The organism is Streptomyces sp. NPDC104367 (assembly GCF_055583825.1).
The window spans coordinates 91,117-107,437 of sequence record NZ_JBVJND010000033.1 but is presented as its reverse complement, the minus strand read 5'-3'; the positions used below and the strand labels follow the sequence as shown (position 1 = coordinate 107,437).

General features: G+C 74.1%; 13 protein-coding genes. 7 read left to right on the top strand and 6 right to left on the bottom strand.

Translation table 11 applies throughout. The features are described 5' to 3' along the window. Window positions 1–5 precede the first annotated feature (5 nt). Window positions 6–1,244 (bottom strand): ROK family protein, encoded by a 1,239-nt coding sequence (locus ACZ619_RS36745; RefSeq protein WP_469608574.1) that lies wholly within the window; start codon window positions 1,242–1,244, stop codon window positions 6–8. A gap of 90 nt (window positions 1,245–1,334) precedes the next feature. After that, window positions 1,335–1,994: an alpha-ketoglutarate-dependent dioxygenase AlkB family protein gene (locus ACZ619_RS36740; protein ID WP_469608572.1), complete on the bottom strand. Its 660-nt coding sequence runs from the start codon at window positions 1,992–1,994 to the stop codon at window positions 1,335–1,337. A gap of 67 nt (window positions 1,995–2,061) precedes the next feature. Here ACZ619_RS36740 and ACZ619_RS36735 point away from each other — a divergent pair, with 67 nt between their 5' ends. After that, complete coding sequence (locus ACZ619_RS36735) at window positions 2,062–3,192, top strand: methyltransferase (RefSeq protein WP_469608569.1); 1,131 nt, start codon at window positions 2,062–2,064, stop codon at window positions 3,190–3,192. A gap of 147 nt (window positions 3,193–3,339) precedes the next feature. Further along, window positions 3,340–4,119, top strand: a complete 780-nt coding sequence (locus ACZ619_RS36730) for a DeoR/GlpR family DNA-binding transcription regulator (RefSeq protein WP_469608566.1) — start codon at window positions 3,340–3,342, stop codon at window positions 4,117–4,119. Between the two features lie 18 nt (window positions 4,120–4,137). On the opposite strand, the gene ACZ619_RS36725 is transcribed toward ACZ619_RS36730, so the two are convergent. From ACZ619_RS36725 to ACZ619_RS36715, 3 genes are all read right to left on the bottom strand, one after another. Further along, complete coding sequence (locus tag ACZ619_RS36725; protein ID WP_469608563.1) at window positions 4,138–4,533, bottom strand: luciferase domain-containing protein; 396 nt, start codon at window positions 4,531–4,533, stop codon at window positions 4,138–4,140. A gap of 201 nt (window positions 4,534–4,734) precedes the next feature. Next, the gene (locus ACZ619_RS36720) at window positions 4,735–5,664 is read right to left on the bottom strand and encodes a carbohydrate kinase family protein (protein WP_469608560.1); all 930 of its coding nucleotides are present in this window, start codon (window positions 5,662–5,664) and stop codon (window positions 4,735–4,737) included. Continuing rightward, complete coding sequence (locus ACZ619_RS36715; RefSeq protein ID WP_469608557.1) at window positions 5,661–6,338, bottom strand: class II aldolase/adducin family protein; 678 nt, start codon at window positions 6,336–6,338, stop codon at window positions 5,661–5,663. Before ACZ619_RS36715 ends, ACZ619_RS36720 begins: the two co-directional genes overlap by 4 nt. A gap of 57 nt (window positions 6,339–6,395) precedes the next feature. On the opposite strand from ACZ619_RS36715, the gene ACZ619_RS36710 reads away from it, so the two are divergent. From ACZ619_RS36710 to ACZ619_RS36695, 4 genes are all read left to right on the top strand, one after another. Continuing rightward, a complete protein-coding gene (locus ACZ619_RS36710; protein ID WP_469608554.1) occupies window positions 6,396–7,058 on the top strand; it encodes a TetR/AcrR family transcriptional regulator in 663 nt (220 codons plus the stop codon). 467 nt (window positions 7,059–7,525) lie between these two features. Then, complete coding sequence (locus ACZ619_RS36705; protein ID WP_469608552.1) at window positions 7,526–8,686, top strand: MFS transporter; 1,161 nt, start codon at window positions 7,526–7,528, stop codon at window positions 8,684–8,686. A gap of 225 nt (window positions 8,687–8,911) precedes the next feature. Then, a complete protein-coding gene (locus ACZ619_RS36700; protein WP_469608549.1) occupies window positions 8,912–12,211 on the top strand; it encodes a CHAT domain-containing protein in 3,300 nt (1,099 codons plus the stop codon). Between the two features lie 11 nt (window positions 12,212–12,222). After that, on the top strand, window positions 12,223–12,918 hold the full coding sequence (locus ACZ619_RS36695) for a hypothetical protein (protein WP_469608546.1): 696 nt from the start codon (window positions 12,223–12,225) through the stop codon (window positions 12,916–12,918). A gap of 14 nt (window positions 12,919–12,932) precedes the next feature. Here the strand turns inward: ACZ619_RS36695 and ACZ619_RS36690 are convergent, their stop codons facing one another. After that, window positions 12,933–14,678, bottom strand: a complete 1,746-nt coding sequence (locus ACZ619_RS36690) for an alpha/beta hydrolase (protein WP_469608544.1) — start codon at window positions 14,676–14,678, stop codon at window positions 12,933–12,935. A gap of 193 nt (window positions 14,679–14,871) precedes the next feature. Between ACZ619_RS36690 and ACZ619_RS36685 the strand changes: the two genes are divergently transcribed. Beyond that, complete coding sequence (locus tag ACZ619_RS36685) at window positions 14,872–16,302, top strand: basic amino acid/polyamine antiporter (RefSeq protein WP_469608542.1); 1,431 nt, start codon at window positions 14,872–14,874, stop codon at window positions 16,300–16,302. Window positions 16,303–16,321: the final 19 nt, after the last annotated feature.

The following is a 16,321-nucleotide window of genomic DNA, read 5'->3' as shown; positions in this document are numbered from 1 at the left end:
GAGCGTCACCGGAGCGCCGCGAGCGGGTCGTCCAGCACCGGCTGCCACGCCAGCTCGGCGGCTCCGACCAGGCTGTTGTGGCTCAGCGTGCACGGCAGGACCGGTACGCCGCCGCTCTGGCCCCACAGGCTGCGGTCGGCGACGACGGCGTGCAGCCGCTCGGGGTCGGCCTCCAGGAGGGTGCGGTGCAGGCCGCCGAGGATGATGCGGTCGGGGTTGAGGATGTTGACCAGTCCGGCGAGGCCGAGGCCCAGGCGGTCGATCAGCGCCTCGGCGGCCCTGCGGACGGTCGGGTCGTCGTAGTGGTCGCGGACCAGGTCCTCGGCCTGGCGGAGCAGCGACACCTCGGGGCCGGGCTCGCGGCCCGCCTCGATCAGCAGGGCGAGCGGGTCCGCCTCGACGTCCAGGCAGCCCCGGCTGCCGCAGTGGCAGGGGCGGCCCTCGGGGTTGACGGTGAGATGGCCGACCTCCAGGGCGAGGCCCGAACTGCCGGTGTGCAGACGGCCGTCGAGGACCAGCGCGCCGCCGACGCCGCGGTGTCCGGTGGCCACGCAGAGCAGGTCGCGGGCGCCCCGGCCGGCGCCGTGCCGGTGCTCGGCGAGCGCGGCGAGGTTCACGTCGTTGGCGGCGAACGCCGGTCCGGTGATGCCGGCGGCGCGCACGCACTCCGCGAAGATCCGGCGTACCGGGGCGCCCACCGGCCAGGCCAGGTGCAGCGGGTTGAGGGCGAGGCCGTCCGGCTCGGCGACCGCGGACGGCACGGCGAGGCCGGCGCCGACGCAGCGGCGGCCGGTGGCGCGCAGGAGTTCGGCGCCCGTCTCCACCACGGAGCCGAGCACCTTCGCCGGGTCCGCGTCGACCGTCTCGCAGCCGGGGGCGGTGGCGACGATCCGGCCGCCGAGGCCGACCAGGGCCGCGCGGAAGCCGTCGGCGTGGACCTGCGCGGCGACGACGACCGGGCCGTCCTCGGCGACCTCCAGCCGGTGCGAGGGGCGGCCCTGCGACCCGGCGGCGGCGCCCGGATGGGCGTCGACCCTGATCAGGCCGAGCGCCTCCAGTTCGGCGGCGACGGCGCCGGCGGTGGCCCGGGTGACGCCGAGTTCCGCGGTGAGGACCGCGCGGGTGGGGGCGCGGCCGGTGTGCACGAGTTCCAGGGCGGGGCCGAGTGCGCCGCGCCCTCTGTCCAACCGGGGCTTCGAGGTGGTCCCTTCCCCCGCGGGCCGGGGGTGCGCCTTGCCGCTCATGAAGGGGAGTCTGCCATGATCCGCGGTCCTGGACGGAGCCGGTGCGCGGCGGCCGCCCGCGCTCCGCCGGGGCGCCGCGCCCCGGCCGGGTCAGAAGCCGCTCACCCGCAGCGTGACGTTGAGACGGCCGGTCAGGCCCAGCTCCGCGGGCCCCGTGCCCGGGTACACCCTGGGCACCCCGTGATAGGCGAGCCGGGACTCCCCGCCGAACACGAACAGGTCGCCCGAGCGCAGCTCCACGTCCGTCCAGGGCCTGGTCCTGGTCTTGGTGTTGCCAAAGCGGAACACGCACGTGTCCCCCAGGCTCAGCGAGACCACGGGTGCGTCGGAGCGTTCGTCACCGTCCCGGTGCATGCCCATACGGGCGTCCGCGCCGTAGAAATTGATCAGTGCGATGTCGTACGACGATCCCGGCGGTCCGCCGGCCGCTCCGGGACCCAGCGCGTCGGTCACCGCACGGCGGCCGAGTTCGCCGAGCCAGTCCGGGAACGGCTTGACGGGGCTGCCGTCGCCGTCGGCGACCGTGCGGGCGTAGCTGTAGGGGTACCAGTGCCAGCCGAGGCAGACCTGGCGGGCGGTCATCGTGCCGCCGCCCGGGGTGCGGACCGTGCGCAGGCCGGCCGTGGGCCGGGCCCAGTCCCGGCAGGCGGCGAGCAGCGCGCGCTGCCGCTCCGCGCCGAGCCAGTCGGGGACGTGCACGGCGCCCGGCGCGACGGGGGCGCGCGCCCTAGGGAACAGTTCATCCTCCATGCCCCCATCCTGCCCGACCGGGTCTGAGCTGCGGCTCCGCTAGCCTGGACGCACGATGAGCGACCGTATGACGACTGCGTGGGGCGAGTTCGCACTGTCCCGCTTCCCCGAGGACCCGCGCGACCGGCTGCGAGCCTGGGACGCCTCCGACGCCTACCTGCTGCGGTATCTCGACCAGGAGCGGATCGGGCTGTCCGGCACGGTCGTGGTCCTCGGCGACCGCTGGGGCGCGCTGGTCACGGCGCTGGCGGAGCACCGGCCGGTGCAGATCACCGACTCCTACCTGAGCCAGGAGGCGACCCGGGCCAACCTCGCGCGGGCCGGTGTGGAGCCCGGTGCCGTGCGGCTGCTCACCACGCAGGACCCGCCGCCGGAGCGGGTGGACGTGCTGCTGGTGCGGGTGCCGAAGAGCCTGGCGCTGCTGGAGGACCAGCTGCTGCGCCTCGCACCCGGCGTGCACGCGGGCACGGTGGTGATCGGCACCGGCATGGTGAAGGAGATCCACACCTCGACGCTCCGGCTGTTCGAGCGGATCCTCGGACCGACCCGCACCTCGCTCGCCGAGCAGAAGGCCCGGCTGGTCCACTGCGCGCCCGACCCGGCGCTGGCACGGCCGCGCAACCCGTGGCCGTACAGCTACGCGCTGCCCGACGGCGTCGGCGCGGTCTCCGGGCGTACGGTCGTCAACCACGCGGGGGTCTTCTGCGCCGACCGGCTCGACATCGGCACCCGGTTCTTCCTGGCCCACCTGCCCGAGGGCGGGCGCCGGATCGTGGACCTGGGGTGCGGCAACGGGGTCGTCGGTACGGCGGTGGCGCTGGCCGATCCGACGGCCGAGGTGCTGTTCGTGGACGAGTCGTTCCAGGCGGTGGCTTCGGCGGAGGCCACCTACAAGGCCAACGGGGTGCCCGGGCATGCCGAGTTCAGGGTCGGGGACGGGCTCGCCGGGGTGGCGGCCGGGAGCGTGGACGTGGTGCTGAACAACCCGCCGTTCCACTCCCACCAGGCAACCACCGACGCGACCGCGTGGCGGATGTTCAGCGGGGCGGAGCGGGCGCTGCGCGCCGGTGGTGAGCTGTGGGTGATCGGCAACCGGCACCTGGGCTACCACGTGAAGCTGCGCAAGCTGTTCGGCAACAGTCGGCTGGTCGCCAGTGACCCGAAGTTCGTGGTGCTGAAGGCGGTCAAGCGCGGCTAGGCACAGACCCGCCGGCACGGTCGCGCCCCTCACCCCCCCGCGATGACTGTTCCTGCAAGATCGAAGCGACTTTCGAGCACGATCGAGCAATCCGATGCGGTCCGGGTGCGCTAGGGTCGCCGGGAGATCGAGGAACGGAGGCGGCGGATGTCGCGTGACGCCCGCTGGAAGACGCTGCTGGATCTGCTCGTGGAGCGCGGCCGGCTCGACGTCGAGGAGGTGGCGGCCGAGCTGGCGGTGTCGGCGGCGACCATCCGCCGGGACCTCGACCAGCTCGCCGAGCAGCAGATGCTGGTGCGCACCCGGGGCGGGGCGGTGGTGCACGGGGTGTCGTACGAACTGCCGTTGCGCTACAAGACGGCCCGGCGGGCCCCGGAGAAGCAGCGGATCGCCAAGGCCGTGGCGGAACTGGTGGCGCCCGGCGAGGTGGTGGGGCTGACCGGCGGGACGACCACCACGGAGGTGGCCCGCGCGCTGGCCGTGCGCGGGGACCTGACCACGGGGACGCCGGCGCTGACGATCGTCACGAACGCGCTGAACATCGCCAACGAGCTGGCCGTGCGCCCGCAGTTCAAGATCGTGGTGACGGGCGGGGTGGCGCGCCCGCAGTCGTACGAGCTGATCGGGCCGCTGGCGGACGGGGTGCTGGGTCAGATCACCCTCGACGTGGCGGTGCTCGGGGTGGTCGCCTTCGACGTCACGCACGGGGCCGCGGCCAGCGACGAGGCGGAGGCCGCGATCAACCGGCTGCTGTGCGAGCGCGCGGCCCGGGTGGTCGTCGCCGCCGACTCCAGCAAGCTGGGCGGGCGGGCGTTCGCCCGGATCTGCGCGGCCGGGCAGGTGGACACCCTGGTGACGGACGCGGCCGCGGATCCGGAGACGGTGGGCCGGTTCGAGGAGGCGGGGATCCGGGTCGTCACCGTGTGACCCGGCCACGACGGCCCGTCAGAAACCGCTGGTGTCCGCGCTGACGAAGCCGGCGCCCCGCTGGTCGTTGCAGCCGAACACGGGCCGGTCGGCCGGGTCGGGCCACCTCTGCTGCGCCTGGAGGGCGACACTCACCAGGGTCAGCAGCAGGTCGACGTCGCTCGCGGCGTCGAGTCGGATCGTCACCCACTGCGAGCCGGGGACGATCCTGATGGCCCCCGTGTTCTTCATGTCCTTGGCGAAGTGGCGGACGGCACGGGCGGTGAGACGCAGGTCCACGTCGCGCTCGGAGTGGAAGTGCGCGATCTCGCCCTGCTCCGACCTCACCGCCTGACCCAGACCGCAGCTCGGTACGGCCTGGGTCAGGTCGGGCCAGGTCGCCAGTTGCGCCAGCGCGCGCAAGGCCAACGTCATGGGGTCATCATGACCCGCTCACCCTCCGGTAACCAACCGGCGAGCAGTTATTAACCAAGCTGTTGCCACGGCCGGTTCGAACGCCCACGCAGGGGACGAGCGTACATCCGCAGGACGTCAGCGGTTCGAGGGACAGAAGGTGCCTCTCGGACCTCGGAACACCTCTCCGACCTATGGGACACGCGTGGCGAACGTCACGTTCTACTCATGCCGTGCGGTCGCCGCCGCGAAGGCGTCGGCGGCCGCGAGGTCGAAGTCCCCGTGGTCGCTGCCGAGTCCCTGGGCGACCAGCGCCGCCACGGCGTTGCCGAGCACGGCGGACTCGCGCGGGGTGCGGCCGAGGCCGATGCCGTAGACGAAGCCCGCGGAGAACGCGTCGCCGCAGCCGGTGGTGTCCACGACGTCGACCGCGAACGCCGGGACCGCCTCGGTGCCTTCGGCGGTGACCACGAGGGCGCCGTCGCCGCCGCGGGTGACCGCGACCAGTCCGGCGCCGGCGCCGATCAGCTTCTTCGCGCCGGCCACCAGGTCGTCCTCCTCGGAGAAGCCCAGCACCTGGTCCTCGTTGGGGAGCAGGTGGTCGATGTGCGGCAGGGCCGCCGCGATCTGCTCGAAGCTGCCGAACACGCCGGGCGCGAGCAGGTCGACGGAGGTCGTCACGCCGTGCTCCTTGGCGAAGTGCAGGATGCGCGCGGCGACGTCGACGCCGATCAACTCCGGTCCGCCGAGGTGGAGATGAGAAGCCTCGGCGAGCGCCTCCCAGGGCACGTCGTCCACGCCGTAGGTGACGTTGGCGCCGAGCAGGTGGAAGGAGGGCCGGTCGCCGTTGGAACGGATGGGCAGCACACTGGCGGAGGTGCCGGTGTCGGTACGGCGGACGAGGAACCCGGTGTCCACGCCCGCCCGGCCGAGCAGCTGGACCAGCATGTCCCCGGTGGCGTCGGTGCCGACGGCCCCGGCGCTCTGCACGGTGGCGCCGAGCTTGGCCAGGCTGAGCGCGGTTCCGCCGGCCGTGCCCGCGGGCGTCATCCTGATGTCCTCGACCAGGGCGGCACCCTGCCCCTCGGGTATCTCGTCCACCGGCCGCACCAGCACGTCCAGCACATGCACGCCCATCGTGACGACTCTCATGCCTTGCCCTCCTGCAGGGGTTGGGTGGTGCCGTAGTTCCGTGCGATCGCGGCCTCGATCACCGCGAGTTGCTGCCGCTCGTCCAGGACGCGGGGCGTCCCGAGGGCGGCGGCGCGCTGGTAGACGCCGCAGGCCCATTCGAGCAGCAGGGCGTTCTCGACGGCCTTGTCGAGGGTCGCGCCGACGGTGACCGACCCGTGGTTGGCCATCAGGGCGGCGCTGCGGCCGTCGAGGGCGGCGAGCACCGACTCGGCCAGGTCCGGGGTACCGAAGGTGGCATAGGGGGCCACCCGCACGGTGCCACCGAGGGCGAGCAACTGGTAGTGGATGCAAGGCAGTTCGTCGAGCACGCAGGAGAGGGCGGTGGCCATCGGGGCGTGCGTGTGGACCACCGCGCCGGCGCCGTGACGCCGGTAGACGCCGAGGTGCAGGTCCAGTTCCGAGGTCGGTTGCAGCGTCCCGGCGACGGTCCTGCCGTCGAGGTCGACCACCGTCACCTGGCCCGCGGTGAGCTGGGCGAGCACCGTTCCCGTCGCGGTGACCGCGATCAGGTCCCCCACGCGGACGCTGACGTTTCCCGCCGTACCGATGAGCAGGCCCGCGGCACCCAGCCGACGGCACACGTCCGCGACCGCGGCCCGCTCCTGAACCAGCGCGGAGCTTGAGTCCGTCATGGCCGCGACCGTAACCTAAACCTGAAACAAAGTCACGTTCAGATTCAGGAGCCGCGGGTGAGCGATCCGACCGCCGAGGAAACCGGGGCCGTGCTGCGGCGCACTCCCCAACAGGCCCGCAGTAAAGCCCGGTTGGCCCGCGTACTGAAGGCGGCGGAGCGTGTGCTCGTCGCCGAGGGCGTGGGGGCCCTGACCACCACCCGGGTCGCCGCGGAGGCCGGGGTCTCGGTCGGCTCGCTGTACCAGTACCTGCCCGACCGGGACGCGATCATCGACGCGCTGGCGGCGACGTACTTCTCGCAACTGGAAGCGCTGATGGACGAGTTCGTGCGCAGCGCGGCGAGCGAGCGCTGGCCGGACCCGGTGGGCGTGCTGATCGACACGTACGCGGGGCTCTACCGCGCCGAACACGGCTTCCGCGCGCTGTGGTTCGGCAGCGGGCTGACCGAGCGGACCCGGGAGGCGGACCGCGAGCACAAGCGCCGGATGGCCGACGGCGTCCGCCGGGTGCTGCTCGCGCTGGGCGTCACCGGCGACACGGAGGCGCTCGGCCGTGCCTGCCACGCAGCCGTCCTCACCGCCGACGCCCTGGCCCAGGAGGCCTTCCGCCGCGACCCCCGCGGCGACACCCCTCTCCTCGACGAGGCGAAGACCATGCTCCGGGCCTACCTGACGACGTTCGACACGCACCGGGAACGACAGGACCGCCGGGAGACCTGAGCCTCTCCGCCGGCTTCTTCCCCGTCCCCGACGAGCAGCGCGTCGCCTTGCACCGGCGTCGAGGCGGTCGGCCGGAGCAGCGGATACGCACTCGTGGTGGCCGAGCCCTGCGGCGGAGCGGAAGGAACGGCCGGCGCGGCCGACACAGCCGCGCCACGATCGAGGAGTTCCGTCCGAAGGTGGCGCACTTCCTGGACGTGGACCGGTCCCGTGCGCGGCCCTCACTTACGTGGAACAGGAGACGGACCGCCCGCCGGCCCCGGAGAAGGTCAGGCCGATCCTGATGTACGGCTGCCCGTCGAGGACCCGGGCCAGGCCTGACGCCGGACGCCGAGCCACGGCGAACAGCCCGTTCCCTCCCGTCCCGCACCCCGCGGCCACCTGCCGTTCCCCCTTGCCCCGCTCCCCCGCGTTCGCTTAGCGTGGGTTTTGTGCCGCTGATAAACAAAACCCGATCGCACACCGTCGTGCCGGGCAGCCCTCTCGTCCTCACCCGTCTCCGGATCGCGATCACCGCGTTCTTCGCGATGGACGGCTTCGTCTTCGCGGGCTGGGTGGTCCGGATCCCCGACATCAAGCAGCAGACCCACGCCTCCGTCGGCGAGCTGGGGCTCGCGCTGCTCGGTGTCTCGGCCGGCGCGGTGGTCACCATGACGTTCACGGGACGGCTGTGCCGCCGCTACGGCAGCCACCCGGTGACGGTGGCCTGCGCGGTCCTGCTGTCCCTGAGCGTCGTGCTGCCCCCGCTCACCCACTCGGCACCGGCGCTGGGCGCCGTACTGCTCGTGTTCGGCGCCGCGTACGGCGGTCTGAACGTCGCCTTCAACAGCGCCGCGGTCGACCTGATCGCCGCCCTCGGGCGCCCGATCATGCCCACCTTCCACGCGGCCTTCAGCCTCGGCGGGATGATCGGAGCGGGCCTGGGCGGCCTGGTCGCCGGCGCGCTGTCACCCACCCGGCACCTGCTCGCCCTCGTGGTGATCGGCCTGCTGGTCACCGCCGTCGCCGGCCGCACCCTGCTGCGGTACGACGCCCCGGTCCCGCCCGCCGCGCAGGACGCCGGTACCGCCCCGCGCCGCCTGGACCCGCGCACCCGCCGCCTCGTCGTCGTCCTCGGCCTGATCGCCCTGTGCACGGCGTACGGCGAGGGCGCGATGGCCGACTGGGGCGCGCTGCACCTGCGGCAGGACCTGGACGCGTCGCCGGGTCTCGCGGCCGCCGGTTACACGTGTTTCGCGCTCGCCATGACCCTCGGCCGGGCGAGCGGAACGAGGCTGCTGGAGCGCCTCGGGCGGTCCCGCACGGTGATCGCCGGTGGCAGTACGGCGGTGGCCGGCATGCTCCTCGGCTCGCTCGCGCCGACCGTGTGGGCGACCCTGGTCGGCTTCGCGGTGACCGGCCTCGGCCTGGCCAACCTCTTCCCCGTGGCCGTGGAACGGGCCGGCGCCCTGGCGGGACCGTCCGGCGTGGCGACGGCGTCCACGCTCGGCTACGGCGGCCTGCTGCTGGGCCCGCCGGCGATCGGCTTCATGGCCGACTGGACGTCCCTGCCGACGGCGTTGACCAGCGTGGCGGTGCTCGCCGGGGTCGCCACCCTGATCGGCGCGACGACACGGCGGTCGGTGTAGCACGGGGTGTACGCGGCGCACTCGGCCCTCTCCCGGCGAAAGGACTAGTACAGCTGGTTGATCTCGTGCGGGCGGCTGGGCTGGGCGGAGCCGTAGGGGCACGGCTTCGAGGAGTCCGGAGCCGATCAACAGGGCATCCTCGTGTCGGTCGTCATCGTCTGTGCCACCGGTCGCCGGTTGTGGCCGGGTGCGGGGCAGGGGTGGCCGGAGCAACGGGGGACTCAGGTGGATGCCTCAGCGGCGCGGCTGCTGCTCGACCGGCAGCGCTATGCGGAACTGGCTCAGGCGGTCGGGCCGAGGGCGCACGACGGGGACGAGGAGGCGTGGACGCTGTTGCTCCGGTGCCGCCTGGAGCAGGGGCTGATCCGCGCGGCGGACGAGCTGGTGGAGGGCGCCCGCGGGCGCTTCGCGGCCGACGGGGCGGCCGGTCTGTGGAGCGGGTTCGTCGCGGTCCTGGCGAGGCGGGCGGCGCTCGCGCCCCGGTCGCTGGACGAGTTCACCGGACGCTGCGAGCGCGTCGCCGCCCACGCGACGCCCCCGGTCGCCGCGCTGGCCGCGGATCTGCTCGCCCAGGGCTCGGCGCTGCGGTTCATGCTGTCGGGCCAGGACCCGGCGCGGCGCGCGGTCGTGGCCGGTGCCTGGGAGGCGTCGGCTGCGGCCTTCCGCCGCGCGGACCTGACGGGGGACGCGGACCGGGCCGTACGGCGGGCCGCGTCGTTCCTGCGCGGCGGCCCGGGAGCCGACCCGGACCGGTCGCGTGCGCTGCTGGCGGACCTGCTGGCGGCGGCGGAACGGCGGGGTGACGACCTGTCGGCGGCGGAGTCCGCGTTCGCGCTCGCGGAACTCGACCTCCAGCGGTGGTTCGGCAGCGAATGGGGGGAGCCGGCGGGGCGGGCGCCCGAGGCGCTGGTCGCCGGGCTGGAGGCCGCCGCGAACCGGCTCGCCCGGGCCGGTGGCCGCCTCGCCGAGCCACGGGCGCTGCTGGCCCTCGGTCGGCTGTGTCTGGAGCACGGGGTGAGCGACGGGGTCGGACTGACCGAACAGGCGGCGGACGGGTTCCGGCGTGCCGACGTACCCGGTCAGGAACTGGTCGCCTGGCAGGCGCTGTCCCTGTGGCACGTCCAGCACGGCGACGCGGCGGCGCGGAAGGCCGCCGACGGGAAGGCGGCGGCCCTGGCCGGACGTATCGGGCATCCGCTCGCCGACGACGCGCGGGCGATCAGCGAGGCGGACCTCGCCTTCCGCGGCGGCGACCGCGGGCGCGCCGACGCGCTGACCGCGGGGGCGCTCGGCGCGGACGCGGGCGAGTTCGCCGGCCAGGCGGTCGTCCGGGCCTCCGTGCTGTCGGCGATGGGCCTGGCCGACGAGGCCCTGCTGCTGCTCCGGGACCTCGATCGCGCGCTGCGGGACCGTCCGGCGCCGGCCGCGCTGCTGCCCGAGGTCTCGCTGTCGCTGGCCGCCCTGCTCGCGGACACCGACGGCGCGGCGGCCCGGGCGCAGCTGGAACACGGCGCGAACGTGGCCCGCCGCCTCGGTCTGCCCATGGACGAGGCGCGGTGTCTGGCGTTCCAGGCCTGGGTGACGGTGCTGGCCCGCAGGCGCGCGGGGGCCGCGGTGCCGGGCGCCGAGGACGTGGCCGCGCTCTTCGACCGAGCGACGGCGCTGCTGGAGCCCCTGAAGTCGCTGGAGGCCCGGGTCCATCTGGTGTCGGTGCACCAGCAGCGCGGCCAGGCGGCCTTCTTCACCGCGGACTGGGAGCGCTGCGGCGCCTCGCTCGGCCGGGCCGAGGAACTGGCGCGTGCCCTCGGGCTCGGGCCCCAACTGGCCTTCACGCTCGGCTATCAGGCCCTGGTGCTGATCGACCGGGCCCGCGACGGCGGCGGGGCGGCGCTGTACGAGGACGCCGACAGCCGTCTCGCCGAGGTGCAGGACCTGCTGGCCACCGCGGGGATGCGCCCGGAGATCTGGCGGGTCCTGTTCCACCGGGGCATCTGCGCCCTGGAGACCGGCGACCGCTACGCGTCCGACGAGCGGGAGCGCGCCGCGCACTGGTCACGCGCCGGGACCCTGCTCGTCGAGGCGGCCCGGGAACTGGACCGGCTCCGGGCGGCCTCGGCGACGGCGGACACGACGGCGCTGCGCGGCCAGCACGTGCGCATCGCGCTGGCCGGGGACACCTCGGAGGTCTACCGGCTCGGTTTCGAACTGTCCTGGCACCGCAGGTCCGACCCCGCGCAAGCGCTGCGCTGGCTCGAACGGGCCAAGTCCCGGGCGCTGTTGGACGGACTGGCCGAACTGGAGCCCGCCGAGCCCGTGTTGCGGGAGGTTCCCGAACTCGCCCGGGAACGGGGGCTGCGCGGCCGGACCGCGGACACCGACGCGGAGGAACTGGCGCTGCGCGACGAGATCGACGCGCTGCTGGCGTCGATGCGGGACGGCCCGATGGCGGCCTACGCGCGCATCAGGTCCGCCGAGCCGCCGGAGTACGGGGCGCTGCGGGCCGCGCTGGGCCGGGAGGAGGAGTACACGGGCGGACGGCGGATCGTGGTGGCCGAGTACCGGTGCACCCCGGCGGGCACCCTGCTGTTCGGGCTGCGCTCGGACTGGCCGGCGCCGCGGGTGGAGGCGGTGGCGGTCGATCACGAGCGGCTGTCGCGCTACACCGGCCAGTACTTCCGCCGGCCGGGCGGGGTGCGGCTGATGATGCAGGACCTCGCCGACGGAGGGGAACGCGACTGGCACTCCTTCGCCGCTCTCGTCGCCCCGCTGGCCGACTGGACCTCGCCCGGCGACCTCGTCTACCTGGTGCCGCACGGCATCCTCCACGACCTGCCGCTGCACACCCTGCCCGTCGCGGGCGAGCCCCTGCTGCTGCGCGGTCCGGTGTGCTACAGCCCGAGCAGCGCCGTCCTGCTCGACCTCCTGGACCGGCCGGGCCGGGGCGGTGAGGGCCGCGCCGGAGCGCGGGCGGTGTTCGGCGACTCGCGGGCCGATCTGCCGAGGGCCGCCGAGGAGGCGCGGACGGTGGCCCGGCTCCTCGCGGTCGAGGCGGAACTGGGCGAGCGGGTGACGGCGGCGCGGGTGCTGGGGGCGCTGGAGACCTGCGCCCTGGTGCACCTGGCGGGGCACGGCCGGCTGTCGACGGGGGACGGCTTCGAGCGGGGCATGGAGACGGCGGACGGCGTCCTGCGCGCCTCGGACCTCGTCGGCCGCCGGGTCCGGGCCGCTGTGGTGGTGCTCAGCGGCTGCGAGACGGGGGTGAACGAGCACCGCGCTGGAGACGAACCGGTGGGTCTGCCGCGTGCGTTGTTCCTCGGCGGGAGCAGATCGGTGGTGGTGAGCCAGTGGAAGGTGGCGGACACGTCCGCGGCCTTCCTGCTCGGCGCGTTCCACCGCGAACTGACGGCCGGCCTCGGCTGCGCGGACGCGCTCCACCGCGCGGCACGGGCGGTGGCGAGCACGCCGCCGCACCGCGGGCACTTCTACCACTGGGGCGCGTTCGTCGGCATCGGCGACTGGCGATGAGGGAGGCACGGGTGGGCAACGAGCGGGAGCGGACCGAGGGCGGGCACGTCGCCGAGTTCGCGATGGACGTCGACGAGGCGGCGCTGGAGGAGCGGGCGGAACCGGTCCTCGTGGACCGCACGGTCCGGCTGCTGGCGCGGGAGAACAGATTCGCCCTGCGGGCCGGACCCGTCTCCTGGAATCCGCTCGGCGGCGGTCACGGGAGCGCGGTCGACATCCCGTTGCGGTGCGTGGCCCACCGGCATCCGGAGTGCCGGCTGCGGTGGGTGCGGGTGAGCGTCGACGTGTCCGGCAGCGACGGTACGGTCCTCGACCTCAGCCCGAAGGACGAGGTCGCCGCCGAGCCGGTCAAGGTGACCACCCGTTACGGCGGCGGTCTGTCGCTGGAGATCGAGGCCGTCCCGCTGGGCCCGGAGGTCACCGTCGAACGGGCCAGGGAACAGGACGTGTTCTTCCCCCGGCTGACCTCCTCGGGCCCCCTGTTCGCGGCGGCCTGGTGGGACTTCATGCAGGTCGGTGAGGCTCCGCTGCACGTCGACCGTGATCTGCGGCTGCTCGTCGGCCTGCCGGAGGGCGCCGCCGAGGCCCGCCTGCACACCACCCTGCGGGCGGGCGTCTCGGTGCAGGGCGCCCTCGGTGCGGTGCCGATCGTCGGCCGCCGCCGGGTACGGCTGGACGCCCGGGGCTCCTTCGACGACGCCCCGTAGCCGCCGTGCGGTGCTCAGTCCAGCAGCCCCGGCTCGCGCACCGACTCCAGCAGCCCGGACAGCCTCGCCGTGTCGGCGGCCGTCCACCCCGGCGGCCGGGTGATCTGCGCCCACGCGCTCGTCGGCATGGTCCCGTACCGGTGCCCGAACCCGTCCGGGACGCTGTCGGCGCCCGCGAGGTCGCACGCCACCTGCCAGAACGTCAGCAGCGGATACCACCGCATCGCCGGTGACACGTCCCGCGCCCGCGGCCGGTCCAGCCAGTCGGGCCGGTGCAGGGCGAGGTCGGGCGACCACCAGACCACGGGGTCGGAGCCGTTCTGGAGGTAGACGGCGCGGGGTTCTCCCCAGGGCGCCGCGGGGATGCCGTAGTCGGCCGGGACCTGTGCGAAGCGGACGTTCGCGCCGTCGGCGACCACCGGCCGCCACTCGGGGCTGCCGGGCCGGCGCTGCGCGGTGACCGTCTTCCACAGCGGGTTGTCGTAGGTCGGCCCGACGAACAGGGCCCCGCCGGTCTCCGCGGTGAGCTTGGACAGGGAACCGTCGAGGGCGGACTCCATGGAGAAGGAGCCGAGGCTCTCGCCGTAGACGAGGAGCCGGGGGCGGGAGCCGGCGGGGAGGGTGAGCCACTTGTCGTGGACGGCGTCGAAGAGGGCCCGGCCGGTCGCGGCGGCCTCGTCCTCGGTGAGCGCGGAGACCCAGCTGGGCAGGTAGGAGTACTGCATGGCGACCTGGGCGGTGTCGCCGTCCCACATGTACTCCAGGGGTCTGCTGCCCTGGTCGTTGATCCAGCCGGTGCCGGTGGTGCCCATGACGGCGAGGATCTTCCGGGAGAAGCCGCCGGTGCGTTCCAGTTCGCGTACGGCGAGGGCGGCGCGTTCGTCGAGGGTGGCGGCGGAGCGCAGGCCGACGTAGACCCGTACGGGGTCCTGGGCCGGCCGGCCGGTGAAGGCCGCGATGTCGGCGCGGGGCGTGGCCGTGCCGACGAAGTCGCGGCCCTTGGCGCCCAGGGTGTCCCAGGGGGCGGCGGACCCGGGGCCGCCGGAGAGGGTCGACAGGCCGGGCCGGTGGACGCCCTCCGTGGTGCCCTGGTCGGCGAGGGAGGCGCCGCTCTCGACCGCGTCCAGCGCCGCGTTCAGCAGGAAGCCCTGGACGACTCCGACGATCACGAAGGCGGCCAGCACCACCCCGGTGGCGTAGGCGACGGGGCGCGGGACGAAGGCGTCGAAGGCCCGGGCGACGACGCGGGTGGCGAGCCGTACCGTCCGGGCGAGCAGCAGGAGCAGCGCGCCGACGAGGGCGGCCACGACGGGGACCAGGGCCCACTGCCACCAGACCACCTGCGGGGGCAGGGTCACCACCCGGCGCACCTGGCCCTCCCAACGGACGCTCCACGCGGTGACGGTGACGACCGCGGCGACGCCCAACACCGCCAGGACCGCCCGGACGGTCCTGCGGACCCGTGGGCGGACGCGGACGCCGGACCAGCGGAGCAGGCGGCGGACGAGTGCCTCCAGCACGGCGCCGACCGCGTAGCCGACGGTCGCCGAGACCCCGGCGGCGAGCCCCTGGAGCCACCAGGCCCGCGGCAGCAGGGACGGGGTGAGGGACAGGCAGTAACACACGACCGCCAGGGCGAACCCGCCCCAGCAGGGCCGTCGCCGGACCACCCGGTCCGGGCCCGCATACCGGCGCACCCGCTCCACCGCCCGACGGGTCCGGTCCTTCGTACGACTCGGCGTGCTGCCCGCACCGCTCACTTGGCCACCTCGGGACCACGATCGGCCAGTGCGCCCGCCGCCGCATCCGGAAGATCCGTCCGGCCCCGTTCCTCCCTGCGGGCCGCCACCTCTCCCACCTGTCGGGCCGGCCCCTCTCCCACCCGGCGGACCGGCCCACCCTTCCGCACGGCAAAAGGTGCACGGCCGCACCGGGTGTCCCATCGTGGTGGGCATGGCCCAGGCCCGGACGACCGAGACTCCCGCCCCTTCGCCACCTGCGGCCAAGCTGACGCTGCCCACGCTGACCGCGATGGTGGTCGGCTCGATGGTCGGCGCCGGGGTGTTCTCGCTGCCGCGCCGGTTCGCCGAGGAGACCGGCGTCGCCGGCGCCCTGATCGCCTGGGTGATCGCGGGCACCGGCATGCTGATGCTGGCCCTGGTCTTCCAGGCGCTGGCGGTGCGCCGGCCGGACCTGGACGCCGGTGTGTACGCCTACGCGAAGGCGGGCTTCGGCGAATACCTCGGTTTCTTCTCGGCGTTCGGCTACTGGGCGAGCGCCTGCGTCGGCAACGTCACCTACTGGGTGCTGATCATGTCGACCGTGGGTGCGGTGTGGCCGGCGCTCGGCGAGGGCGACACCGTGCTCGCTGCGGCCCTGTCGACGGTCGGGCTGTGGGCGTTCTTCCTGCTGATCCGGCGAGGGGTGAAGGAGGCCGCGACGGTCAACCGAATCGTCACGGTCGCGAAGGTCGTACCGATCCTGGTCTTCATCGTGCTGGCGCTCTGCTACTTCAAGGCGGACGTGTTCGCCGCCAACTTCCACGGCGCCGACTACGCGGGTTCCCTCTTCGACCAGGTCCGCGGCACCATGCTGGCCACGGTGTTCGTCTTCCTCGGGGTGGAGGGCGCGAGCGTCTACTCGCGGCACGCCAAGCGCCGCTCGGACGTGGGCCGGGCGACGCTGCTGGGTTTCCTGAGCGTCTTCTGCGTCTTCGCGTCCGTGACGATCGTGTCCTACGGCATCATGCCGATGAGCCAGATCGCGCAGCTGCGCCAGCCCTCCATGGCGGGGGTGCTGGAGTACGCGGTGGGCACCTGGGGGCAGGTCTTCGTCAGTGTGGGCCTGATCGTCTCGGTACTCGGCGCGTATCTGGCGTGGACGCTGATGGCCGCCGAGGTGCTGTTCGTGGCCGCCAAGGACGACGACATGCCGCGCTTCCTGCGCCGGGCGACCGCGGCGGACGTGCCCGAGCCGGCGCTGCTGCTGACCACGCTGCTGTCCCAGGTGGTGCTGGTCGTCACGCTGTTCTCCGAGGACGCCTTCGACTTCGCGCTGGACCTGACCAGCGCGCTGTCCCTGATCCCCTACCTGCTGGCGGCCGCGTTCGCCGCGAAGATCGCCTGGCCGGACCGGCGCCGGGCCGAACTGGTCGTCGGCCTGCTCGCCACTTTCTACACCGCGTTCCTGGTCTACGCGGCGGGCCTGAAGTACCTCCTCGTCTCGTTCATCGTCTACGCGCCGGCGACCGTGCTGTTCGTGATGGCCCGCCGGGAGCAGGGCCGCCGGCTGTTCTCACCGCGCGAACTCGTCGTCCTGGCCGTGTCGGTCGTCGGAGCGGTGGTCGGGATCCTCGCCCTGACGCTCGGCTGGATCAGTCTCTGAGTCCCCTGGAAGGTGCACC